Origin of the sequence: Apilactobacillus ozensis DSM 23829 = JCM 17196, from assembly GCF_001435995.1 — a bacterium.
GTDB lineage: Bacteria > Bacillota > Bacilli > Lactobacillales > Lactobacillaceae > Apilactobacillus > Apilactobacillus ozensis.
On sequence record NZ_AYYQ01000018.1, the window covers coordinates 147 to 633 of the forward strand.

Consider the following 487-nt stretch of genomic DNA (forward strand, 5'->3'; position numbering starts at 1 on the left):
TCATGGAGGATTAGCTCAGTTGGGAGAGCATCTGCCTTACAAGCAGGAGGTCACAGGTTCGAGCCCTGTATCCTCCATTTATGAGCCGTTAGCTCAGCCGGTAGAGCATCTGACTTTTAATCAGAGGGTCGGCAGTTCGAACCTGCCACGGCTCATAAAAACTAAATATTTTTCATGCCGACTTAGCTCAGCTGGCAGAGCATCTGTCTTGTAAACAGGAGGTCGGAGGTTCGAATCCTCTAGTCGGCATTATGCGGAAGTAGTTCAGTGGTAGAACATCACCTTGCCATGGTGGGGGTCGCGGGTTCGAATCCCGTCTTCCGCTTTGCCAATTTTATTATGCCGGGGTGGCGGAATTGGCAGACGCACAGGACTTAAAATCCTGCGGTCAGTGATGACCGTACCGGTTCGATCCCGGTCCTCGGCACTTTTGCACCCATAGCGCAACTGGATAGAGTGTCTGACTACGAATCAGAAGGTTGTAGGT

Annotated in this window: 5 tRNA genes; all 5 read left to right on the plus strand. The window is 51.3% G+C overall.

The features are described 5' to 3' along the window. The first annotated feature begins 4 nt into the window (after positions 1-4). The 5 genes from FD06_RS02585 to FD06_RS02605 all read left to right on the plus strand — a co-directional run bounded on the left by FD06_RS02585 (position 5) and on the right by FD06_RS02605 (position 427). A tRNA-Val gene (locus FD06_RS02585) sits at positions 5-77 on the plus strand. 5 nt (positions 78-82) lie between these two features. Continuing rightward, a tRNA-Lys gene (locus tag FD06_RS02590) sits at positions 83-155 on the plus strand. A gap of 21 nt (positions 156-176) precedes the next feature. After that, a tRNA-Thr gene (locus FD06_RS02595) sits at positions 177-249 on the plus strand. Between the two features lie 4 nt (positions 250-253). Beyond that, positions 254-325 (plus strand) — tRNA-Gly (locus FD06_RS02600). A gap of 16 nt (positions 326-341) precedes the next feature. Next, positions 342-427 (plus strand) — tRNA-Leu (locus FD06_RS02605). Positions 428-487: the final 60 nt, after the last annotated feature.